Genomic DNA, 23,525 nt, shown 5'->3' with positions numbered 1-23,525 from the left:
TAATATTTAGATGAAGGGGGTCTTTTGATAGAAACGTCGAGGAGTAGGCTTATCGATTTTTCTGGAAAATGCCCCCTTTTTTGTCGCTCCCTTTAAAAAACAATATTTCGTTGAAATAGCATTTAAGAATTCTAAGTGGGCGGTCAAAGTCTTTTTTTGTGACAAAATGGTGAAAGGTTCATGGAAGCCATGCGAAATACGCTCTTTATCGTACTTTGTGAGGAAAAAGTATTAGTCATGGAAGTTTTCATTTTGTAGAATATATGATAGGAGGCTGATTACATAATGTATAACGCTATTAAAATTCTCGTGGTGGATGATGAGGAAAGAATCCGCCGGCTGTTAAAGATGTATTTGGAAAGAGAAGAATACATGATCGATGAAGCTGAAAATGGAGATGTGGCTTTAACAAAAGCCCTTGAAAATGATTATGATTTAATTTTATTGGATATTATGATGCCTGGTAAAGATGGAATCGAAGTTTGCCGTGAATTAAGGGAAAAGAAAACGACACCGATTATCATGCTGACTGCTAAAGGTGAAGAAGTGAACCGCGTTCAAGGGTTCGAAGTGGGTACCGATGATTATATCGTAAAGCCTTTCAGTCCGCGTGAAGTGGTGTTAAGGGTTAAGGCTTTATTACGTCGATCATCAAGCACAAGTTACATGCAGACGGAAACGACGGCAAAAGATGTGATCGTCTTCCCACATCTAACCATTGATAATGATGCCCACCGTGTACTTGCAGATAACAAAGAGGTTTCATTAACACCAAAAGAATATGAATTATTATATTTCTTGGCGAAATCCCCAGATAAGGTTTTCGATCGGGAGCAATTGTTAAAAGAAGTGTGGCACTATGAATTCTTTGGAGATCTTCGAACTGTAGACACGCATGTTAAACGCTTACGTGAAAAATTAAACCGCATATCCGAAAACGCAGCAAAGATGATTGTCACCGTTTGGGGTGTAGGTTACAAGTTCGAAGTCGTTAATGACTGATGCTATGGGGCAGTGTTGTAGGGAAGCTATGGGCAACGATCCTATTGCTCGTGTCGTTTGTATTAATCGTGTTAACTGTTCTGCTGGTCGAATTCTTTGAGAATTTCCAAATTGAAAATATTGAAAATGATTTAACCAAAACCGCTGAACAAATCATTAAGGTTACCAATGAACATCAGGGATCCAGCAATGAGGTTTTACAAATAGCTTCGGAACTAATAGGCAACGAAGCGAAGATGATCATTCTAAATGATGACAAAATGATATTCTCATCCATCGGAGGAGATAAGGAGTTCGAAATCACACCGGAACTCATAAAAAATGATTCCGAATTACTCAAGGTTTTTACAGAAAGAAAGACTGTGAAAAAGGAAATGGCGCTTTCCGATGATGCGGGTAACGAGGAATTGTCAGCAATCGTAGTAGGCATTCCACTTGAATTGAATGGGGAACAGGATGAAGTATTTCTATTTCAATCGTTGGAGTCCATGGAAGAAACCACAAAATCCACTACACAGTTCATTTTATTGGCAGCAGGCATCGCCATTATTTTGACAACGATTTTTGCTTTCTTTTTATCCACAAGAATTAATGCCCCATTGGTGAAGATGAGGGAAGCCGCTCTAGCGATTGCCCGGGGGAAATTTGATACAAAGGTTCCAATTCTGACTCAAGATGAAATCGGTGAGCTGGCCATAGCGTTTAATCAGATGAGGAAGCAGCTGAAATTCAATATGAATGCACTTAGTCAGGAAAAGGAACATCTCTCAAGCATTCTTAGCAGTATGGCAGATGGGGTCATTACCTTCAATAAAGATGGCACAATTCTTGAAACGAATCCGCCTGCGGAAAGGTTCCTGCAATCCTGGTACTTTGAAAAGGGCTATAACCGGGAAGATAATGTGAATGTCCCGTTGGTTTTAATGAATCTTTTTGATGAATCAGAATCCTTCGATAAGGAGAAGGTCGGTGAAATTACCTTGCAGGGCCGAGATTGGGGATTGATTGTCAGTCCCCTATACACAAATGCCGACAATATACGGGGAGCGGTGGCCATCATACGGGATATGAGTGATGAAAGACGTATGGACAAACTTAGGACTGATTTCATAGCTAATGTCTCGCATGAGTTAAGAACGCCGATTTCAATGTTGCAGGGATATAGTGAAGCGATCGTAGATGACATTGCGAGCAGTGAAGAGGAAAAGGTGGAAATGGCCCGCATCATCTATGATGAGTCTTTGAGAATGGGACGGTTGGTCAATGATCTGCTCGATCTTGCTAAATTGGAATCGGGTAAAATGAACCTTAGCTATGAATGCGTACCTATTTCTCCTTATTTAAAGAGGATTACAAGTAAGTTTTCCGGGCTAGCTAAAGAAAAAGGGATCACAATTTCAGCCAGTCTTGAAGATGATCAAATTCAATGGCATTTCGATCCGGACCGTATTGAACAGGTTTTGACCAATTTAATTGATAATGCGATTCGTCATACTCCTCCAGGAGGTAACATTGATGTCATTCAGAGGACAAGTGATCGAAGGGGTCTGATCATTGATGTGAAGGACTCTGGATCTGGAATTCCCGAAGAAGATTTACCTTTTGTATTCGAGAGGTTTTATAAAGCGGATAAAGCAAGGACCCGCGGGCGTTCGGGCACCGGATTGGGTTTGGCAATCGTAAAAAATATAATCAATGCCCATGATGGCTTCATATCGGTAAACAGTTTACCTAATAAAGGGACAACGTTCAGTTTTATCCTGCCTCGAATTTTGGAGAATGCTGAATGAATGACGGGTGGCTTGCCAAAAAATCTTGTTTCATAAGGAACTGAGAAGACAAAGGCAATTGGATTTCTTTCCAACTTGCCTTTGTTTTTTTTTAGGAAACAGTAAAGTCCCGAATATGTGGAAATTAACGGAATTTTATAATAATATAAAAGCCGAAGTATGTAACTTTTATTTAGGATTGACGACTATATTTATGAACGGATGTGGGGAAATGATGGATTCCGTTTTCCACGATCTTTATGAGAAATATCATCAGGAAATTTATCAATTCATTTTTTATATGACCAAGAATCGAGAAACGGCTGAGGACCTTGTTCAGGAGGTCTATATCCGGGTGATGAAGGCGTATGAACGCTTCGAAGGAAAGAGCAGTGAAAAAACGTGGATGTATTCGATTGCTAGAAATGTGACGATTGATTATTTTCGGAAACAAAAAGGGTGGAAAGACAAAATCTTCCCCAACTTTGATTGGGATAGGCAATTGATAAAAGATAAAGAACCCATTCCCGAAGAAGTGGCTATCATGAACGATGAAATCCAAGATATTTATCAATGCCTAAACCGGTGTACCACGAATCAAAGATCCGTCATCATTTTACGATATATTCAGGGATTGTCCATTACGGAAACTGCTGAAGTATTGAATTGGAGTGAAAGTAAGGTAAAAACAACCCAGCACCGTGCTTTGAAGGCTATTAAAAAGTTGATGGAGGATTTATCAGGAAAGGAGGGCCACCGCATTGAGAAGGTCCCGTTGGAAAGAAAGCGAAATTGAAGACTTGCTCCGAGAGCTTCCGAAATTTAAAGATGACCGAACCAAGGCAGAGGTGTTTGCGAGAATACATGATAAAAAGAGAAAGAAACACTGGATACCTCTAATTGCGGGTGTTGCCTCCTTATTCTTAATGGTTGTTTTGGCATCATCGTTAATTATCGAAAAAAAAGGAACGACAAGTCAAGAGGACAGCGGCAGTAGTGGGAAATTATCTCTATCTGAAAATAAGGAAACGGCAGATCATGAACGGCAGGATGCAAGCAACAAAGAAATTCCTCCAGAAGATAAACAGGATTATCAAGAGTTTTCGAGTAAGCAAGCAAAAATTGAATCTAAAGACGAGGTTTCAGAAATGGAACCCGGAAAAGGGAAAAAGGAAAAAAACTTTGCACAAGCGATTTATCAAAATGACCTTAACGATGCATCGATCATTACGATGGGGATCCCAGATGATCAAATGAATTTCATCGTTCCCATTTCAATTAAACTCAAACATTACGATCAAAGTGATACATTGAAACAGTTAGTTAATCAAATGTCCGATATCAATGAAGAGCAATATGGGCTATCTGATTATTTTCCACTTGATATAAAGATTAGCCAAGGAAACGATACGGCCACTGCTCATATTGACTTTCAAGAAAAAAGCCAACTATTGGATGAAGATACACTTTTTCTCCATTCGTTGGAGGAAACTCTTTCCTATAATAATATAGAGAAAATGACATTTTCTACAGATGGTGAGCAAGGTGCCATGTTTGCGCATGCGGGATATTTAAAGGAGTTGGATATACCTCATCAAAAAAATCGCACATACCTGCTTTACCAGAAGGATGAGTCCTCCCCAAGGTTTCTTGTTCCAAGCAATATGGGATATCAGGACTTTGAGGAAGCGCTGCAGGCTGGAAAAGGGGAGGCAGACATCGAGGGAATTTCACCTGCAATCCCGCCTGACCTGAAATGGGAAAGGATAAGCTCGAATGGAGATCTTGTGATCATTCAATTATCAGATCAAGCTGCTATTGAAAATAGTGAGGAATCCCTTCAAGCTTTAGAAGCCATCCTCTTCATAGCTAAGGATTTTGGTTTTGAAAAAGTGAAGTTTGAAAATGCTCCAATTGAAGAGGTAGGCCAGCTGAATTTAACTGAAGACATATTGGTGCCCAAAGCTCCGAACCAAGTGAATTGATGCAGCGGGCTTAGGTTTAATAAATATGAAGGTTTTTCATATGATGGTGTGTTATAAACACACTGTCCATGGTAAGCAAAAGCCCCTTGCATTCACAGAAAAAGTGCCCGCGCTGACGGGCACTTTTTTGTCTTATAATGAAATACGGGCCATGAATGTAATTTCTTCTGTTTCCATTAAAAATTGTTTCATGTTATCCTCCAATGGTAAATCAAAGCTCAAAACCATGATGGCTTCCCCGCCAGCTTCTTTACGGCCAACCTGCATGGTGGCGATATTCACTCCGTGATCACCCAGGACCTTACCTACGTTACCGATTACACCAGGTTTATCGGTATGCTGGATATAAAGTAAATTCGGTTCTGGATGAAAGTCGATTTTGAAACCATTCAAACTTACAATTCGAGAACCGTAATTTTCGATATAGGTCCCACTGATTGTTAATTCACGGTGGTCACCTTTTACTTTAAGGCTGATCAAATTCGAGTAACCTAAAGAGTCCGTAGAGATTTTTTCACCAACGGTTATGCCACGCTCTTTTGCGATCAACAAGGCATTCACTTCATTTACAGATGCATCGACTCTTGATCTGAAAAAGCCGGAGATTAGACTTTTTGTAAGAATCGCTGTATCGAAATCCAATGATTCTCCGGCATACGTAACGGAGATCTCCTGAATTCCTTCATTCATGCACTGAGAAGCAATGGATCCCATTTGCTGAACAAGTTGATAGAATGGCTGTACCTTTTCAAACACTTCTTTAGATATGGCTGGCAGGTTGATCGAACTTGAGACTGGATTTCCTTCGAAATAGGTCAATACCTCCTGGGCAACCTGTACGGCAACATTTAATTGGGCTTCTTTAGTTGAAGCACCCAGATGAGGTGTAGCAATGACGCTATCCAGTTCAAGCAGTTTATGGCCAATTGGAGGTTCTTCGACGAAAACGTCCAGTGCCGCCCCTGCGACATGTCCTTGAACTAACATTTCATATAAATCATCTTCGTCCAGAATACCGCCCCGGGCGCAGTTAAGTACATAAACCCCTTTTTTACAGGTAAGCAGTTTTTCTTTATTGATTAATCCTCTAGTTTCTTTCGTAAGTGGTGTATGAACAGTAATGATGTCTGCTTTAGGAAGCAATTCATCTAACGGCAGGGCAGTTACGGACATTTTCTTTGCACGATCGACAGTAAGGAACGGGTCATAGACAATGACATCCATGCCGAATACCTTAGCGCGTTTGGCAATTTCCCCTCCGATACGTCCAAAGCCAACTATTCCTAATGTTTTACCACGAAGTTCAGTACCCGTATATGAAGAACGTTTCCACTCCCCATTCTTCAGTGAAGCATAAGCTTGCGGAATGTGGCGCATTAATGAAGCCATCATGGCGAATGTATGTTCAGCTGTTGAAATGGTGTTGCCGTCAGGTGCGTTAACCACGACAATCCCGCGTTTTGTCGCCGAGGGGATATCTATGTTATCAACACCGACACCAGCGCGTGCTATAATTTTTAGCTGCGGCATACGGTTCATTAAATCCTCTGAAACCTTCGTAGCACTTCTTACAAGAATTGCATCAATCTGATCAAGTTCGTTTGCAGCTTCCTCTACGGTCTTTTGAATGAGATGAATATTGGATGCCTCAGATAGCGGTCCGAGTCCTTCTGGTTTAATGGCGTCTGCTACTAAAATCCGATACACGACTTAACACCTTCCTAGGAAAAAAATTATCTTAAATTTCAGTTAATTTTACAATTGAAATGCTGAATATGTCAATTTGGCTTAACTGGATGTAAGCGCTTAATAGAATGGTGATCTTCTGATCATCTGTTTAATGTCGCGATATAAATGGCTTTATCAAGGATTGAATAGTATAAAAAAATTTTCATTATTTCGAATTTTCATTTTTGTATCCACTATTTATTTTAAGCCATTCACTGTGACGATCGATAATCATCCTGAATGAATCAACTGAGAAAAAAAGTGCTATCAAAAAACAGGTAATTCAGATATAATGGGAAGTATAAAAAAAATTTATAGATCTATCTTCGGGGCGGGGCGCAATTCCCCACCGGCGGTGATGAAGAGTTTCTTCTTCTAAGCCCGCGAGCCTTACAAGGCAGGATTTGGTGCAATTCCAAAGCCGACAGTATAGTCTGGATGGGAGAAGATGGAGGTTCCTGAGTGCGTTTCAACAGTTATTTGCTGAACGTTTGTTTGATGTAACCTTTAATTTATCCCTTTAATTCTATTGGAATTAAAGGTTTTTTTATTGAACATCAACATATTTTGGAACCCTAACCTCTTTTTCAGGTAGATCGGAAAAGAAGGAGAGAGACCTATGAAAAAGAACAAAGTGAAAAAAACGGTCACACTTGCCATGATGGGAAGCATTTCTTATTTATTGATGCTTTTAAATTTCCCGTTTCCGGGATTCCCGCCTTTTCTCAATGTTGATTTTAGCGACATACCAGCACTGATGGCGGCATTGATTTTCGGACCGATGGCTGGAATTCTAGTCGAGTTCATTAAGAACCTATTGGATTTAGTCATGACAGGGACCTTGACTGCTGTACCTGTGGGGCATATTGCTAACTTCATAGCCGGAATACTGTTTGTCTTGCCGACTTATTATGTATTTCAGAAAATCAATTCAAAAAAAGGGATGACATTCGCTTTACTTGCGGGAACAGTTTCCATGGCAGTATTCATGAGTGTTTTAAACTATTATGTCTTCTTACCGGCTTATACCTTCTTTATGGGATGGGATGCAATGTCGGCACCCGAGTCAAGAGAGCTCGTTACGACGGCAATCTTGCCTTTCAATGTGATAAAAGGCGTACTCATCACATCCGTATTCATGTTGCTGTTCATTAAATTACAGACATGGATCAATAAACAAACATTATATAAGAATGCTTAATGGCATTAACGATAGAAATAAAAAAACAACCGGATATTTGTATTCAGTTGTTTTTTTATGCCTGTTTCATTTTGGAATGGGATGGCAAAAAAAAGCCATTTTCGATTGAAAATGGCTTGTACGTTATTCGAATTTAAGTGCATCTCCGTCAAATGCCTCGTCAGCAACTTTAATAGAATCCGTTGGGCATCCTTCAAATGCATCCATCATGTCATCTAAAAGTACATCAGGAATTTCAACGATTCCCTCGTTATCGTCAAGGGTAACAAATGCAATCCCTTCGTCATCGTAATCATATATATCTGGTGCCGCTGCTCCGCAAGCTCCACAAGCTATGCATGTTTCTTTATCCACAATAGTAAATTTAGCCATGAATATAACCCCTCCTAAGTTGATTGACAACTGATAATCTTTTTATTTCAGATTATTATCTCTTTCTTATTGTAAGACCGAATGCCAAACTTTTCAATAGAAATTGTATTGATAATAACTATCATGTAGCACAATGTCAACGGAAAACATCGAAATACTTAACTTGGTTCTTTCCATGATTCGTCATTTAGTCACATAATTTTCCTTGTATTCATCAATAATAACGGCGATTTTTGCAGTTATTTGTTACAATGGGTTTATTGGTTAAATGAAACAAGGATGTGAGTCCCATGAATAATTATCTACAGGCCATCATTCTATATGCGATAAAAAAATTTCAAGGCGAACGCTCCATTTATGCTATATACCATATGCTGCAAGGGAAGAAATCGTCACAAACAATCCAGGATGCCCATTTATTCGGGCTAACGGATATTTTTGGGACAATACCTCGATTTACCCGTCAGCAATTAAATCAAAACATTGAACATTTACTTAAGCATGACTTGATTAAATTAACGGATAAACCAGATGCATATGAAATTAGTATGCAAGGTGAGGGAATGTTAGTCGATTACTTTAAAAATAATCCTTTTCCGGCGTATATTAATGGTTGGAAATATCACAATATCACCCCGGTTTTCTGGGGAAGGTTAAACTTACTCATTCAAACCATATCCCATATTGTCCACAATGAAAGACGTTTTTATCCGATACAAAGAAATCCCAAAATCCAATTCTTCGTAAAGGAATTTTTACATGCCAATCGTCAGGATCGAGCATTGATTGCCCAACATCTATATGATGAACTGATATCCCTTTTAGAAAGTCAAAGTGATATGAAACGAGACATATTCATTTTGAAAATAACCGGGATCAACAGGATTGGACTTACGTTTGAACAGATTGCAAAAAGGAAGGATGTAGAAGAAGAGTATGTCCGCTTTACATTCCTTGACTCATTGCATCAAATGCTTGCTGAAATGGAAACGGGAAAGGATTACCCTCTCTTGTCCACATTAACAAATGATTGGAAAAGTAGTGGGAATCCTCATTTGACACAATCTACACAGGCTACTTTACGATACATCCATGAAGGGAAAAGTCTGGGTGAAATTGCTGAAATCCGCAGATTGAAAGTCAACACCATCGAAGATCACCTCGTAGAAATTGTCTTATCGGACAAGAGTTTTCCGATTTCAGATTATGTGAATATCGAGGATGAGAGGAAAATTGCTGAAGCTATTAAGGAACTTGGAACAAAAAAGCTTAAAGCAATCAAGCAGATGGTCGATAATAAAGAGATAAGCTTTTTCCAAATAAGACTTGTACTTGCGAAAATAGGTGAGTGATGATGAATATAGAACGAGTCCTCAAAGAAAAATTCGGTTTTGATGAATTCCGTCCTGGACAAAAGGAAGTGGTTGAATCATTGATGTCCGGCAATCATACCTTAGCGATGCTACCGACCGGATCAGGTAAATCATTATGCTACCAGCTGCCGGCTTATCTTTTAAATAAGACTGTCCTAATTGTCTCCCCATTATTATCATTAATGCAGGATCAAGCAGATCAGCTGAAGATGAGTGGCGAAAAAAGTGTATTGACCCTCAACTCCTTTTTGACATTAAATCAAAAAAGGAAAGCTTTCGACCGGTTGCATAGTTATCGTTTTATCTTTTTATCTCCTGAAATGTTAAGCCTGGAGGGTGTAATAAAATCCTTGAAATCCATAGATATAGGTTTGTTCGTCATAGATGAAGCTCACTGCATCTCACAATGGGGGTATGATTTCCGTCCGGATTATTTGAATTTAGGAGAAGTGAGGCGTGAATTGAACAATCCGTTGACTCTTGCCCTGACAGCAACTGCAACCGATGAGGTCCGGAGGGATATCGTTGGTAAACTCAATATTAAGCCGGTCAATGAAACGGTCTCATCTGTTGATCGGGAAAATATCGCAATTATTGTCGAGCGAATGTTCAGCTACGATGAGAAGCTAGCACGTGTGCTGGAGCTTGTCAGAAAATTTACCGGAAGCGGGATTATTTATTTTTCCTCTAAAAAAGTGGCGGAATCTGTCACAAGATTTTTACAGGAAAACGGGATTGATAGTGTCAATTATTATCACGGTGGAATGGAACAGGAACAAAGGATGCTGATTCAGCAACAATTCATTTCTGGCCAGTTAAAGATTATATGTGCAACAAGTGCTTTTGGAATGGGTGTGAATAAATCCGATGTCAGATATGTTATCCATTTTCATATCCCATCGACGATGGAAGCATATCTTCAGGAGATAGGCAGGGCGGGACGGGATCGTAAGCAAAGTGTGGCTGTCTTATTATATAGTGAAGGGGATGAAGGGCTTCCGCTGCATTTGATGGAGCAGCAGTTGCCTTCGGATTCTCAAATCGATGGTGTATGTTCTTTCCTTAATGCATCACAAAAGATTCCGGTGAATTTGACCCTTTCAGAAAAAGAACAGCTGTCTCAATCCTTTTCGTTAAACGAAGTCCAGCTGCGTTTTTTTACCCAGTTTACGGGTAATAACCTACATCAAGTGGCTGCGATGAAAGAGTATTGTCAAAAGAGGAAATCCAGGAATCAAGAAAAGCTGCATAACTTCCTGCACTGGATCTATGCACCGGAATGTCGACGTTTAGGAATACTGGACTACTTTGGAGAAGAGCATCGGGAAGTGAATCCCATCTGTTGTGATATTTGTGGGATGGATACCGAAAAAATGGCTGATGTATGGCCGGAAGTCAAGGTGGATCCGGTCAATTCCTTTTCCTCGTGGAAAAAGGAATTGGCTTATATCTTATTAAAGAAGGAATATGGCAATGAAAAATAAGCAAGCTGAAATGATTAAACAACTTACAGATAAACAGTTGCTATTTAATTTGTTTCTTACACAAATTATTCTCTTAACGTTAGCCATCTTTTTAGGTATTATTTTATTTAAAGACCGTTCTGCCTTTTTCGACTTATTTATCTATGATGACCTGAACATTTTGCTGATTGGAATTCCCGCAGGAGTCATTGTCGTGCTATTTGACTTATTGCTTATGAAAGTGACACCCTCTTCCTATCAGGATGATGGTGGTATTAACGAACGCATTTTCAGTAATTTGTCATACCCGATGATTTTTGTCGTAGCTTTAGTGGTGGCGATTAGCGAAGAATTATTATTCCGTGGAGTGCTGCAAACACATTTTGGTTTGCTTCTTACGAGCATCATTTTTGCAGCCGTCCATTATCGTTACCTTTTTAATTGGTTTTTATTTTTGAATGTTTTGGTTTTAAGCTTCTTTATCGGTTTTCTATTTGAAATGACTAATAATATCATCGTGACGATTACGGCCCACTTTTTGATTGACTTTATCCTTGGTATTTTAATCAGGAACAAAAAGCAAAGAGGGTTGAGCAAGAAAGGGGGTGACTTGAATGAGCCGGGTACAAAAGAATGAAAAAGAAAATGATCAGGCTGGTGAACTTCGTTCGCGAATTGAACGTCAGAAGGCTAAATCATCATTGCCCAAGCGCAGCAAAGTCCACCAGAATAAAAAGAAAAAAAGTAAAGTGAAGATTAAGTTCCCAATGATACAATTATTAGCGTTATTTTTTATTTTGCTTCCAATTGTATTTTATACCCTTTATACATATCTGCAGGATAGGCCTGTACCTGTTACTAAAAGTGACCAAGTCGTCTTAAAAGAGGAAGATAAAGAATCGATTCCAACTACAGCAACGGCAGAGGACTTAAAGGAAAAAGAGTCAGCAAAGGCTGAAGCGGAGAAAGAGAAAGAAGAAGCTGAGGCTAAAGCCAAAGCGAAGCAAGAAGCTGAGGAAAAAGCCAAAGCGGAGCAAGAGGCTGAAGAAAAAGCCAAAGCGAAGCAAGAAGCTGAGGACAAGGCCAAAGCACAGCAAGAGGCTGAGGAAAAGGCCAAAGCACAGCAAGAGGCTGAAGAAAAAGCCAAAGCACAGCAAATAGCTGACGAAAAAGCAAAGAAGGAAGCAGCAGAAAAGAAAAAGTCTGCCGAAAATGTTCAAGCTGCGAAAACGGATAAAGAGGGATACAAAGTTGTCTTACATACTGTTCAAGGTCAAGAAACATTATTTCGCATTTCCATGAATTACTACAAATCACAGGAAGGGATTGCTCTAATCAAGGAGTGGAATGGGCTGAATGGCAATGAAATTTCCAAAGGTCAAGTATTGAAAATTCCGATCAAGAAATAACGATGGCACTCTGTCTTTATAGGCAGGGTGTTTTTAAAATTGCTTGACTTGGCCCGGTATGAAGCCAAACGTGGCAGGTACTTAATCATTTTTTCCTCTACTCTTTCATATCATGATTTGAAAGAGTAGAGGAGGAAATGCGATGGAATCGACAATCATTTTATTGGATGAGAAAACGGATCAAGCAACAAAACAAATGCTGCAGAATGTCGTGGATCGAAAGAAAAAATTCGAGGCACTTAAAAAGAAGCACCTGCAAAGCTTATGGGCAACCATGATTGTTGCTGTCCTTTTTATGATTTATCTTTATTTTTATATCGTTGTACCTTATTCCTATTCCTTTTTCAGTATGTTTAGTGTTTTCGTCGATCATTTTAGCCACTTCCTTTTTTTGGCGGCAGCAATAGGCCTATATGGATATATGGTTTTAATTAAAAAAAAGCTTGATAAAGCTGAGAAGGAGTTTCAACTGCTACGCTGTGAAATCATTAATAAAAGTAAGCAATTATGGGAAAAAGAGGAAGAATGGAAAAATCGACATAAGGTTTTTGAAATGATGAAGAAGAATTATGATATTAACTTATATCATGAAAATAAATGACGGGCGCGTTAAATCATATTTAATTGCGGGTAATTTGATTTTATGGTTATATGAAAGTACGTTTGGGATAAGGATGGAAAGAAGGTTTAACTAAGATGTATTGGTTATCTGGATTATTTTTAGTCATCATTCTGCTGTCGTTTGCCATGGTCATTTACATGTGGCGTACTGCTATGCAAGATAGGGTGATTTTTCAAGACTTATATTTCAAAGACTTTCCTGAAGGCTTTGGCGATGTTCGGATTTTTTTCATTTCCGATCTTCATCGACGGATTGTTGCGGATAAGTTAATAGAGGAAGTTCGTGACAAGGCAGATTTGGTGATAATCGGCGGTGACATTAGGGAAAGCGGGGTTCCCATAGAACGCGTGGAAAAAAATATATTGAAACTAAAAGAAATTGGACCCCTTTATTTTGTTTGGGGAAATAATGATTATGAAGGAGACTTCCACGAACTGGATGCGACTCTTCTGAAACATGGTGTGAAAATCCTTGATAATACAGCTGTTTCTTTTGAGTCTCAAAATGGCAGCAAAATAGCTCTTCTGGGCATTGATGATATATCGGAAGAACGTGATAGGCTTGACCTTGCACTGTCGGATTGCGGGAATGAAGATTTTCGGATTTTGGTGAGCCATAATCCATTGGTGAAGAATCAGTTGACTCCGGAACACCATATTCGTTTTGTCCTGTCAGGTCACACCCATGGCGGGCAGATTCGCATATTCGGATTTGGGCCCTATCAGATCGGCAGCATAAAAAAAGAGGGGGACTGCTTATATATGACGAGTAATGGCTATGGGACAAGCGCAGTGCCTTTAAGGCTTGAGGCTAAGCCGGAAACACACCTGTTCACCCTGAAAAGGGGGACGGACACTGAAATAGGCGAAGCAGTGGAAAAAACCTATTAGGCTAATTTTAGAAGAGCATATCGGGATTTTACAGACTTTGAAAAATCCACTATAATTTCAACAAATGATCGTACAGTTATTGGAGGCCTTGTAAAACCATGCAAGAAGGTAAATATAATATAAAGGCGGTTTCAAAACTGCTGGACATTCAGCCGGGAACCCTAAGGGCATGGGAAAGGCGCTATAAATTTATCGAGCCTGTCAGGAATGAATCAGGGCACCGGCTTTATACAGAAAAACATCTGCAAATCCTTAAATATCTCATCAATAAAACAGCGCAAGGTTTTACAATAAGCCAAGCCGTTTCACTTCTCGAAAATACTGGCACAAAAACGATTGGAGTTCCTGAAACGAACCGTCAGGATGAACAAACGGTTAAGTTATCGGATGAATTGATTGAAGCTCTATTAAATTTCAATGAAAATAAAGCCCATATGCTGATAAGCCAAGCATTCAGTATGTATACAATCGAACAAACCATAGTTGAAATACTCGGTTCAATATTGGTTCAGGTTGGGGATAAGTGGGAAAGGGGAGAAATTACTTCCGCTCATGAACACTTTGCGTCGAACATCCTAAAATCCAGGATCAGTTCAGTCATGCATGCGATTCCGACTAATGGTTTCCTTCCGAAAGCACTTACCGTTTGTGCTCCCGGTGAAAAACATGAATTTGGACTGTTGGTCTTCACCATTTTTTTGAAGCGGAAAGGCTATGAAACCATTTATTTAGGTGAATCCATTGCTGATAAGGACCTTTTCACCGTTTTAAACATCATAAAGCCCTCATACCTATTCATGTCATGTTCACTGAAAGAGAATCTTGATGGAACATTTATGCTGCTTGAATCGTTAATAAAGGATTTCCCGGATTTGAAGGTGGGTCTTGGCGGTGCGGCGCTGAGCGATATATCCGAAGAAAACCGTACGGCCTTCAGCGGAGTTTTAATGGGGGACACGCAATCTAAATGGGAGGAATGGCTGAAAGATTAGCTGCGCCGCTTAGGCGAAATAATGGATATGCACCCTGCGACCAAGGCTTCATATGATGTATGAAGATGGTAACCAGGGGGCATTTTTTTATGAAGCTGGAGCGATTAACCAATAATAAAATCAAGATTTTTTTGACCCTTGATGATTTAATTGATAGAGGCATTACAAAAGAAGATATTTTAGGGAATTCCTTAAAGGTCCACAAGCTATTTCAGGATATGGTCGAAGAAGCATGCGAAGAACTCAGCTTTAAAATGAGTGGCTCCATTGCAATTGAAATTTTCTCCTTGCCTGCTCAAGGATTGATAATCATTGTGACAAAGGACGAAGAGGAATTATTGACAGATGAAGAGGAGTACTTGGATTTACAAGTGAAAATTGATGACTTCCCCCATATTCTGTATGTTTTCAATGACTTTGAAGATATCGTCCAATTATCTCACAGATTATCTTTTCAAGGTTTGCTTAAAAGTACTCTTTATCATTTTGAGGGAAGATACTATTTACTTATCGAAAATGTTAAAGACACCACCTACGACACGGTCATATCCTTAGCGGCTGAGTATGGTCATGCATCTACATTGACACTCTGCCGCATAAACGAATACGGAACATGTATAATCGAAAATGAAGCGATACATGTTTTGCTCACACACTTCAGTTGATGTAAAACGAATGAGACAAGGCAGCCACATTAGGAAAAAACAATGCGGTTTGCCTTATTTGTCTCAGCCCTCGGCCGAAGAAGATATGCGGTTAAAGTGTATGAAAACAGTTGATATGATAACGTTTTCATTTTTAGAATATTTCCAACTTTTAAATTCCCATTTTTACTCTTGCATATCTGTATCGAAGGTGTATACTAGCACATGAAGAGGACTATTTGTACATTATAGATTTTATATATGGATGAGATTTTCTAGGAGGTACTTTAATGGAATCGGCAAAAGGCAATAGCCATGTAAATGAAGAAGAAAAACACGACGTACTGAGGTCTACCCAAACTGTAATACATAAAGCTTTGGATAAGCTGGGTTACCCGGAAGAAGTTTTTGAGCTGTTGAAGGAACCATTGCGCTTATTAACGGTGAAGATACCAGTCCGCATGGATGATGGCTCGGTTAAGATTTTCACGGGTTACCGTGCACAGCATAACGATGCTGTTGGGCCTACAAAAGGTGGTATCCGTTTTCACCCTAATGTAACGGAACGTGAAGTGAAGGCATTATCCATTTGGATGAGTTTGAAATGCGGCATCGTTGATTTGCCATACGGCGGGGGTAAAGGCGGTATCGTATGTGATCCTCGTAATATGTCATTCCGTGAGCTTGAAAGGCTGAGCCGGGGCTATGTTCGCGCAATTAGCCAAATCGTTGGGCCGACTAAAGATATCCCGGCACCTGATGTGTTCACAAACTCTCAAATCATGGCTTGGATGATGGACGAATACAGCCGTATGGATGAATTCAACTCGCCAGGATTCATTACGGGTAAACCGCTAGTGCTTGGTGGTTCCCATGGCCGTGAATCAGCGACTGCCAAGGGTGTAACGATTTGTATCAATGAAGCTGCCAAGAAACGCGGCATCGATATTAAAGGGGCACGGGTCGTCATTCAAGGTTTTGGTAACGCAGGTAGTTTCTTAGCTAAATTCATGCACGACGCTGGTGCTAAAGTTATTGGGATTTCGGATGCATATGGCGCTCTTCATGATCCTGAAGGCTTGGATATCGATTATCTTCTCGATCGGAGAGATAGTTTCGGAACCGTAACGAAATTGTTTAAAAGCACAATTTCTAATAAAGAACTGCTTGAATTGGAATGTGATATTCTAGTTCCGGCTGCAATTGAAAACCAAATCACTGAAGAAAATGCTGCAGATATCAAAGCATCGATCGTTGTCGAGGCAGCTAACGGACCAACAACAATTGAAGCGACACAAATCCTAACGGATCGCGGAATCCTTCTTGTTCCTGATGTCCTTGCTTCTGCTGGTGGTGTTACGGTTTCTTACTTCGAATGGGTACAAAATAACCAAGGATATTACTGGTCTGAAGAAGAAGTGGACGAAAAGCTGGAAAAAATCCTTGTGAAATCCTTTAATAATATATATGAACTTGCACAATCAAGACGTGTAGATATGCGCCTAGCTGCTTATATGATTGGCGTAAGAAAAATGGCTGAAGCTTCTCGCTTCCGCGGTTGGATCTAAAAACTTCAAATCATTTATTAATTTATAGTTAAAATCATGTTCATTGCTTTATCATTGAAATGATTTGTAAAAACTCCTATCATGTATTGATAGGAGTTTTTATATTTAGACGAACGAATTACATAGTGCATGGAAAGGCAGTGGAATAAAGATGAATGTTGAAGAAGTCATTATCATAGGTGGGGGCCCTTGTGGATTGGCTGCTGCAATCGCTCTTAAAGAAGTGGGAATACAGTCCCTGATCATTGAAAAAGGCAATGTGGTTGATTCCATTTACCGTTATCCGACACATCAAACATTTTTCAGTTCGAGTGAAAAACTGGAGATTGGTGATATCGCTTTTATAATCGAAAACCGTAAACCGGTCCGCAATCAGGCGCTAGCCTATTATAGGGAGGTAGTCAGAAGGAAAGAATTGCGGGTCAATAAATTCGAAAAAGTGGAGAAAGTGGAAAAGCGTGAAGATGGGAAATTTTTAGTCAAGACATCGAAGAGTGACTATACTGCTCTGCATGTCATCGTATCGACCGGATACTATGATCATCCGAACTATATGTGCATACCGGGTGAACAGCTTCCAAAAGTGTTTCATTACTTCAAGGAGGGCCACCCCTACTTTAATTGTGATGTTGCCGTCATCGGTGGCAAAAACTCAAGTGTGGATGCAGCTCTGGAATTGGTCAAATCAGGAGCAAGGGTTTCAGTCCTTTATAGAGGATCGGATTACTCTCGAAGTGTCAAACCTTGGATCCTTCCCGAATTCGAATCATTGGTACGCAATGGAACGATCAAGATGGAGTTTAATGCGAATGTTGACAGGATAACGGAAGACAGCGTCATCTATCATGTCGGCGATGAGGAAAAAGTCATTAAAAATGATTTTGTATTTGCTATGACTGGATACCATCCTGATCATTCATTTTTAGCTTCAATGGGCATTACTATTGATAAGGAGACTGGAAGGCCCGCATATAACGAGGAAACGATGGAGACGAACGTTAAAGGTCTTTATATTGCAGGAGTTCTTGCAGCCGGAAATAATGCGAACGAAATCTTCATCGAGAACGGCAGGTTCCATGGTGGATCGATTGCTTATCATTTGGCTGTTAAAGAAAAGTGATTATATAAATAAGGAGCTGGGACCGTATGGAAAAAATATCATTAATAACGACTGGTGGGACTATTGCCAGTAAAGCAACAGCGAATGGTATGTTGGCCTCTGGTGCATTGACTGGCCATGAATTGGCAGCACTTTGCGAATTGCCCAACGATATCGAGGTTAAAGTGGTTGATCTTTTCCAGATTTCAAGCATGTCCATGTCCTTCGAGAAAATGCAGCAGCTTAAATCAGCCATTCAAAAGGAATTGGAGGATCCTGATGTCACGGGAATCGTCGTGACCCACGGTACGGATACACTTGAGGAAACGGCTTATTTCCTTGATGTCACGACTAAGGATCAACGTCCAATCGTAATAACCGGCTCACAACGTTCTCCTCAAGACGTGGGCACCGATGTATACTCCAATCTAAGGAATTCGATATTATGCGCTGCGAGTGATCTTATAAGGGATGTCGGAGTAGTAGTCGTTTTTAATGAGCGGATCTATTCAGCCAAGTATGTCAAAAAAGTTCATGCTTCCAATTTGCAGGGGTTCGTATCTTTTGGCTATGGATATTTGGGGATAATTGATAATGATGTCGTCAGCATCTATCAAAAACCATTACATAGGGAGTGTTATGATATTGGGGATTGCATTCCCAGGGTGGATATCATCAAGTGCCATACAGGCGCTGATGGCCTCTTTATTGATGCTGCGGTTGCAAACGGTGCGAAAGGCATCGTGCTCGAGGGTGTAGGAAGGGGACAGGTTACCCCTGTAATGGTAACTTCCATACAGGCTGCAATCGATAAAGGCATAACGATCATCATGACTACAAGTGCGGAAGAAGGAAAAGTTTACCCAGCTTATGATTATGAAGGCAGCGCATTTGATCTAAAACAACGCGGTGTGATATTAGGCGCAGACTATGACAGCAAGAAGGCCCGGATCAAGTTAGCTGTCATGCTGGCAAGCGAAAACACTATAGATGAGACCTTCTTTAAATACTGAAGGATAAAATAAAATTTGGAAGACTTGATTCTTGGATTCAGTTTTTCTTCATTCCATGGTACGATTAAGGAAACGAAGATGAAAAGAGGGTCAGCTAATGCTGGTCATGTTGTCAGCGGCCATTGCGCCTGGATTGGCGCTACTGAGCTATTTTTATTTGAAAGATCAATATGAAACCGAACCGATATCGGTTGTGGTCAAAACATTTTTATTCGGTGTCTTTCTTGTATTGCCGATTATGTTCATACAGTATGTGCTCGAAACCGAACATATCTTGAATACCGATTTAGCAAATGCTTTTTTATGGGCTGCACTGCTTGAGGAATTCTTCAAGTGGTTCATACTCATTTATGTCATTTATCAGCATGTAGCATTCGATGAGCCGTATGATGGGATTGTTTACGGAGCTGCAGTCTCCCTTGGATTCGCTACAATGGAGAATATTTTGTACCTGTTGGCCAACGGGGTGGAACATGCTTTTCTCAGGGCCATCCTCCCTGTATCCAGTCACGCTTTGTTCGGTGTGATCATGGGATATTATTTGGGCAAGGCGAAATTTTCAGCATCGAATAATAAGGTCTATTTATCATTGGCATTGATCATACCAATTTCGTTACATGGGGTTTACGATTATATTTTAGTTTCCCAAAAATTTTGGGTTTACTTTATCATGCCATTCATGATTTATCTATGGTGGCTAGGCATGAAAAAAGTAAAGAAAGCACGTTTGTTGTCTGACTTTCATGCTGAAAAACTTTCTCAAAATCAATTCCTTAGCAAATGAAGAATACTATCAAAACGGAGTGCTGGCATATTTTGCCCGCTCCGTTTTTTTTATGTTTGGAATAAAAAAGCCAGTAAAGAAGAAAATAGAATTACATTAATTCAAGAAAAAGAGGAGTGTTTTTGATGAAAGGAATTTCGTCAAATTGGAAATGGCTTTTGCTGTTTTCGTGTATTACTATTTGTTTCGGAATTTACCCGGAAACAAGAACAAACGCCTTTTCGAGCCAAATCATTCAAAAAGGTGCGGTTGGAGACGATGTAATTGAACTGCAGGCACGCCTACAAAACATCGGTTACTATAATGGAAAGATTGATGGAGCCTATGGATGGGGCACTTATTGGGCACTTCGGAATTTTCAACAAGATTTCGGGCTTCCAATAGATGGTTTGGCAGGGACTACAACAAAACAGAAGTTGACGAATGCCTCTAATTTCAATAAAGAATTTGTTCACGAACAGATCAATAAAGGGAACGAGTTCACCTATTATGGGGGAGTCCCCATTGAAAATCAGGTAAAAGCGAAAGGAAATGGCACTACGTCTGGAGGGGCCGCTTCCGGAAAAGCTCCTTCCAAAACAACTACAGCCAATCTTCCAGGAGGATATTCTCAAAACGATATACAGTTGATGGCCAATGCAGTTTATGGAGAAGCACGAGGGGAGCCATATACAGGTCAGGTTGCCGTTGCGGCAGTAATACTGAATCGAGTGGAAAGTGCTGCTTTTCCTAATACCATTTCAGGAGTGATTTTTGAACCTGGGGCCTTTACGGCTGTTGCGGATGGACAGATTTGGCTGACACCGAACGAAAGGGCGAAAGAAGCCGTGGTGGATGCTATCAATGGATGGGATCCAAGCGGTAATGCAGAATATTATTTTAACCCCGACACGGCAACAAGCAAATGGATCTGGTCAAGGGAACAAATTAAAAGAATCGGAAAACATATCTTTTGTAAGTAAAGAGGTGAAGGAAAATGATCAGGAATATAGTGATTGCCCTGCTTGTTGTAGTTGTTGCGGGAACTGCATTCTGGGGCTATCAAGAACATAAGGAAAAAAATGCTGTATTAATCAACGCTGAAAATACGTATCAGCGAGCCTTTCATGATTTAAGCTATCAAGTGGATTTATTGCATGATAAGGTCGGCGGTACTTTGGCCATGAATTCACGTTATTCATTAAGTCCGGCTTTAACGGATGTTTGGCGTATCACTTCCGAAGCCCAAAGTGATGTCGGGCAGTTGCCATTGACCTTGCTTCCTTTTAATAAGACAGAAGAATTTTTATCGAAAATTGCAGACTTCAGTTATAAAACAGCGGTACGTGACCTTGAAAAAGAACCATTGAATGATAAGGAATATGCGACTCTACAATCCTTGTACACACAGGCAGGGGACATCCAGGGCGAGTTAAGAAAAGTGCAATATCTAGTCCTGAAAAACAATTTAAGATGGATGGATGTCGAAATGGCTCTTGCATCAGGGAAAGAAAATTCGGATAACACGATCATCGACGGATTAAAGACGGTGGAGAAAAAAGTATCTGGGTACGGCGAAACGAATGAGATGAATCCGACTTTTACATCTGCACAACAGAGGGATGAAAACTTTAAAAATTTGCAAGGTGAAACCATAACAAAAAAAGAAGCCATTGCGACAGCTAAAAACTATGCACACTCAAAAAGCAGAAATTTGCAGGTGAATGTGGAGGAAAACGGAAAAGGTTCCGATTTTGGATTTTATAGTGTGAGCATCCTCGATAAAGATTCCGATACCGAATTGAATATGGATTTGACAAAAAAAGGCGGTTACCCTATTTGGTATATCAATAATAGGGACGTGAACAAAACAAATATTGATTTGAATCAAGCCTATACAAAAGCCGAAGAATTTTTAAAGGAACATGATTTCAGTTCACTTGAATTATTTGAAAGTGCTCAGTACGATAATATCGCGTTATTGAATTTCGTGACATCAGAAAATGGCGTCAAGATTTATCCGGATTCAGTCAAGGTCAAAGTCGCATTGGATGATGGATCAATTATTGGATTTTCAGCCGACGAGTATTTAAAATCACATAAAACCAGGGAATTAGCGAATCCGAACATATCCGAGAAAGAAGCTAAGGACAAAATCAACAGTAATGTAAAAATAATGGAAGAAGGAAAGGCGTTAATCACCAATGATATTGGTGAAGAAGTCCTATGTTATGAATTTCTCGGTACGATTAAAGATGATACTTACCGTATTTTCATTAATGCAGATACCGGTCAAGAAGAAAAGGTGGAAAAATTAAAGAATTCCGAACCGATATACGAGAATTTAATTTAATGTTAATTGTTAACATGAATCATTAGTTGTAGGGAAAAGTGCTTAGTCACTTTCCCTTTTTCTTATTTCATGGCATAATAACGTAAATGATCATTGGATAATATGGGAAATTGATAGGTAATATTGCGTAGTTACCTTTCTATCAAAGGACGTGGATAACAATGTTTAAAATTGGTGATATATTAATGCTCGAACCGAAATACTCATCACAGAAGGAAAAGTTCAATTGTATGGTTGTCGAAATGGGACATGGCTGTGTCTATACCGACTTTCCCATCAATTTAGAGACTGGTAAAACTGCATTCCTTATGGATGGGACACTATTGAACGTCACATTTTCCAATGAAGAGCAGGCTGTTTATATATTTGATTCTGAAGTGCTTGGAAAAGTGAAAGGCAGGATCCCCATGATGCAAATTTTGCTGCCCGAAGCAGAAACGTTTGTGAGAATCCAACGGAGGCAATACGTGCGCCTGGATGTAACCCTGGATACAGCCATTCATCCAGAACATTCCGAGTTTCCCCCTTTTCGCGCATTAACAGAGGATATAAGTGCAGGCGGGGCTTCGATAAGGCTTTTAAAAGGCACTGATATACCATCGGTTTCCCACTTATACCTGTGGATGGCGCTCACGCTTAAATCAGGTGAGATTCATTATTTAAGGTTAAAAAGCAAAATCATTCGCGTAACGGAGAAAGAGCATGGAAATATGCTGCTGCACGTCAAATTTCTTGAACCTACAAAAAATGATGTACAGACATTAATGAGGTTTATATTTGAAAAGCAGGTCGAATTAAAGAAAAAAGGCTTGCACGTTTAACATGATTGAATGAAAAACAGCGATTCCATCCATACTGCTAATATAAACAGATGGAGGGTGCGGCTTATGAAAACATTTGAAAGGCTATTAATTAAAGTGATCATCATTCAATTGGCCTGCTTATTTTTTTTCCAGTTCCTTTTGAGCAGGGAGGATCAAATCATTGATTTGACCAAGCTCTCGAGATATGAAGGTGTCACCAGCAATAATTATACGAAAATCATTGAAACATTCAATGGGACCGATAGTAAAAGCGGTGATTAATTTCATCTTGTCGACAAAATGAGGTTAGGAATCTCCTCCGAACCGTGATTTAGAAGTGAAGTTTATTTTCCTTTTTATATGGAAAAAACCCCTACCTAGATTGAACAATTTAATGAAAATACTGCAGGCAAACCCGTTTTTATATGAATTGTCTACAGTCTGAAGCGGTGATCCGCTTTTTTGTATGAAGAGTT

Annotated in this window: 23 protein-coding genes and 1 riboswitch; of the genes, 21 read left to right on the top strand and 2 right to left on the bottom strand. The window is 39.8% G+C overall.

Annotated features, from left to right (window positions below):
- Positions 1 to 285 precede the first annotated feature (285 nt).
- The 4 genes from ACYP5M_RS07640 (at position 286) to ACYP5M_RS07625 (ending at position 4,756) form a co-directional block, all read left to right on the top strand.
- Entirely contained in the window at positions 286 to 1,002 is a 717-nt protein-coding gene (locus ACYP5M_RS07640; protein ID WP_101222452.1) for a response regulator, read from the top strand.
- Positions 999 to 2,792, top strand: coding sequence for an ATP-binding protein (locus ACYP5M_RS07635; protein WP_101222451.1), 1,794 nt, complete (start codon positions 999 to 1,001; stop codon positions 2,790 to 2,792). The genes ACYP5M_RS07640 and ACYP5M_RS07635 overlap by 4 nt, the downstream gene beginning before the upstream one ends.
- Positions 2,793 to 3,006: 214 nt before the next feature.
- Positions 3,007 to 3,567, top strand: coding sequence for an RNA polymerase sigma factor SigX (sigX, locus tag ACYP5M_RS07630; protein WP_101223453.1), 561 nt, complete (start codon positions 3,007 to 3,009; stop codon positions 3,565 to 3,567).
- Positions 3,533 to 4,756: a hypothetical protein gene (locus ACYP5M_RS07625; RefSeq protein WP_459734850.1), complete on the top strand. Its 1,224-nt coding sequence runs from the start codon at positions 3,533 to 3,535 to the stop codon at positions 4,754 to 4,756. Before sigX ends, ACYP5M_RS07625 begins: the two co-directional genes overlap by 35 nt.
- Before the next feature lie 132 nt (positions 4,757 to 4,888).
- Here the strand turns inward: ACYP5M_RS07625 and serA are convergent, their stop codons facing one another.
- The gene (gene serA, locus ACYP5M_RS07620; protein WP_434167347.1) at positions 4,889 to 6,463 is read right to left on the bottom strand and encodes a phosphoglycerate dehydrogenase; all 1,575 of its coding nucleotides are present in this window, start codon (positions 6,461 to 6,463) and stop codon (positions 4,889 to 4,891) included.
- Positions 6,464 to 6,802: 339 nt separating this feature from the next.
- Positions 6,803 to 6,938: riboswitch (FMN riboswitch) on the top strand.
- A gap of 165 nt (positions 6,939 to 7,103) precedes the next feature.
- Here serA and ACYP5M_RS07615 point away from each other — a divergent pair.
- Positions 7,104 to 7,685, top strand: a complete 582-nt coding sequence (locus tag ACYP5M_RS07615) for an ECF transporter S component (RefSeq protein ID WP_434167346.1) — start codon at positions 7,104 to 7,106, stop codon at positions 7,683 to 7,685.
- Positions 7,686 to 7,808: 123 nt separating this feature from the next.
- Here the strand turns inward: ACYP5M_RS07615 and ACYP5M_RS07610 are convergent, their stop codons facing one another.
- Entirely contained in the window at positions 7,809 to 8,057 is a 249-nt protein-coding gene (locus ACYP5M_RS07610; protein WP_133347639.1) for a ferredoxin, read from the bottom strand.
- A 290-nt stretch (positions 8,058 to 8,347) separates the two neighbouring features.
- Here ACYP5M_RS07610 and ACYP5M_RS07605 point away from each other — a divergent pair, with 290 nt between their 5' ends.
- The 16 genes from ACYP5M_RS07605 to ACYP5M_RS07530 all read left to right on the top strand — a co-directional run bounded on the left by ACYP5M_RS07605 (position 8,348) and on the right by ACYP5M_RS07530 (position 23,331).
- Positions 8,348 to 9,409, top strand: a complete 1,062-nt coding sequence (locus tag ACYP5M_RS07605; RefSeq protein WP_230176964.1) for a YpbB family protein — start codon at positions 8,348 to 8,350, stop codon at positions 9,407 to 9,409.
- A gap of 2 nt (positions 9,410 to 9,411) precedes the next feature.
- Positions 9,412 to 10,914, top strand: coding sequence for a RecQ family ATP-dependent DNA helicase (locus tag ACYP5M_RS07600; RefSeq protein WP_452444818.1), 1,503 nt, complete (start codon positions 9,412 to 9,414; stop codon positions 10,912 to 10,914).
- Positions 10,904 to 11,530, top strand: coding sequence for a CPBP family intramembrane glutamic endopeptidase (locus ACYP5M_RS07595; protein WP_434167344.1), 627 nt, complete (start codon positions 10,904 to 10,906; stop codon positions 11,528 to 11,530). Before ACYP5M_RS07600 ends, ACYP5M_RS07595 begins: the two co-directional genes overlap by 11 nt.
- Positions 11,508 to 12,302 carry a LysM peptidoglycan-binding domain-containing protein gene (locus ACYP5M_RS07590; protein WP_434167343.1) on the top strand — a complete coding sequence of 265 codons (795 nt, stop codon included), beginning with the start codon at positions 11,508 to 11,510 and terminating at the stop codon, positions 12,300 to 12,302. Before ACYP5M_RS07595 ends, ACYP5M_RS07590 begins: the two co-directional genes overlap by 23 nt.
- Positions 12,303 to 12,444: 142 nt before the next feature.
- Positions 12,445 to 12,903, top strand: coding sequence for a YpbF family protein (locus tag ACYP5M_RS07585; RefSeq protein WP_034308074.1), 459 nt, complete (start codon positions 12,445 to 12,447; stop codon positions 12,901 to 12,903).
- Between the two features lie 95 nt (positions 12,904 to 12,998).
- A complete protein-coding gene (locus tag ACYP5M_RS07580) occupies positions 12,999 to 13,814 on the top strand; it encodes a metallophosphoesterase (RefSeq protein WP_459734849.1) in 816 nt (271 codons plus the stop codon).
- A 98-nt stretch (positions 13,815 to 13,912) separates the two neighbouring features.
- Positions 13,913 to 14,806, top strand: a complete 894-nt coding sequence (locus ACYP5M_RS07575) for a MerR family transcriptional regulator (RefSeq protein WP_459734848.1) — start codon at positions 13,913 to 13,915, stop codon at positions 14,804 to 14,806.
- A gap of 89 nt (positions 14,807 to 14,895) precedes the next feature.
- Positions 14,896 to 15,471: a genetic competence negative regulator gene (locus tag ACYP5M_RS07570; RefSeq protein ID WP_101222440.1), complete on the top strand. Its 576-nt coding sequence runs from the start codon at positions 14,896 to 14,898 to the stop codon at positions 15,469 to 15,471.
- A 269-nt stretch (positions 15,472 to 15,740) separates the two neighbouring features.
- Positions 15,741 to 17,018 carry a Glu/Leu/Phe/Val family dehydrogenase gene (locus tag ACYP5M_RS07565; protein WP_048681753.1) on the top strand — a complete coding sequence of 426 codons (1,278 nt, stop codon included), beginning with the start codon at positions 15,741 to 15,743 and terminating at the stop codon, positions 17,016 to 17,018.
- Positions 17,019 to 17,169: 151 nt separating this feature from the next.
- Complete coding sequence (locus ACYP5M_RS07560; protein ID WP_459734847.1) at positions 17,170 to 18,138, top strand: YpdA family putative bacillithiol disulfide reductase; 969 nt, start codon at positions 17,170 to 17,172, stop codon at positions 18,136 to 18,138.
- A 26-nt stretch (positions 18,139 to 18,164) separates the two neighbouring features.
- The gene (locus ACYP5M_RS07555; protein ID WP_101222438.1) at positions 18,165 to 19,130 is read left to right on the top strand and encodes an asparaginase; all 966 of its coding nucleotides are present in this window, start codon (positions 18,165 to 18,167) and stop codon (positions 19,128 to 19,130) included.
- A 97-nt stretch (positions 19,131 to 19,227) separates the two neighbouring features.
- A complete protein-coding gene (prsW, locus tag ACYP5M_RS07550) occupies positions 19,228 to 19,914 on the top strand; it encodes a glutamic-type intramembrane protease PrsW (protein ID WP_101222437.1) in 687 nt (228 codons plus the stop codon).
- 125 nt (positions 19,915 to 20,039) lie between these two features.
- On the top strand, positions 20,040 to 20,876 hold the full coding sequence (gene sleB / locus ACYP5M_RS07545; protein WP_101222436.1) for a spore cortex-lytic enzyme: 837 nt from the start codon (positions 20,040 to 20,042) through the stop codon (positions 20,874 to 20,876).
- A 14-nt stretch (positions 20,877 to 20,890) separates the two neighbouring features.
- Complete coding sequence (gene ypeB / locus ACYP5M_RS07540) at positions 20,891 to 22,246, top strand: germination protein YpeB (RefSeq protein ID WP_230176959.1); 1,356 nt, start codon at positions 20,891 to 20,893, stop codon at positions 22,244 to 22,246.
- A gap of 161 nt (positions 22,247 to 22,407) precedes the next feature.
- Entirely contained in the window at positions 22,408 to 23,067 is a 660-nt protein-coding gene (locus ACYP5M_RS07535) for a flagellar brake protein (protein WP_434167339.1), read from the top strand.
- Between the two features lie 66 nt (positions 23,068 to 23,133).
- Positions 23,134 to 23,331 carry a YpfB family protein gene (locus ACYP5M_RS07530; protein WP_101222433.1) on the top strand — a complete coding sequence of 66 codons (198 nt, stop codon included), beginning with the start codon at positions 23,134 to 23,136 and terminating at the stop codon, positions 23,329 to 23,331.
- Positions 23,332 to 23,525 lie beyond the last annotated feature (194 nt).

The organism is Peribacillus sp. N1 (assembly GCF_054600815.1).
Note: the sequence above shows the minus strand (reverse complement) of the source record. Positions and strands in the feature narration are given on the sequence as shown.